The sequence below is a fragment of the Desulforhabdus sp. TSK genome (assembly GCF_022836495.1).
Taxonomy (GTDB): Bacteria; Desulfobacterota; Syntrophobacteria; order Syntrophobacterales; family Syntrophobacteraceae; genus Desulforhabdus.
The window spans coordinates 1-276 of sequence record NZ_BQXM01000232.1 but is presented as its reverse complement, the minus strand read 5'-3'; the positions used below and the strand labels follow the sequence as shown (position 1 = coordinate 276).

Sequence of the window (276 nt, the reverse complement as noted above, 5' to 3'; positions counted from 1 at the left end):
TGTTTCTCACCTGCGCCATCGCCGAGAACAAGCGGGCCCCCTTCGATATGCCCGAAGCCGAGTCGGAGCTGGTGGCGGGGTATTTTACGGAGTACAGCGGGCTCAAGTTCGTCATGTTCTGGATGGGAGAGTTTCTCGAGATCGTGACCATCTCGGGGATCGTGACGACGCTTTTTTTCGGGGCATGGCATCTTCCCTTCGTGAGCGATGCAAGGCTTTTGGAGCTATTCGCCTTCGCGGGGCCAAACGGTGCATCCCTCCTGGCGATGCTCGCCA

Annotated in this window: 1 protein-coding gene; it reads left to right on the top strand. The window is 58.7% G+C overall.

Annotated elements, in window-relative coordinates; genetic code table 11:
- Positions 1-276: NADH-quinone oxidoreductase subunit H (locus MWC30_RS22225; RefSeq protein ID WP_244086361.1), on the top strand; the 276-nt coding region annotated here is incomplete at both ends.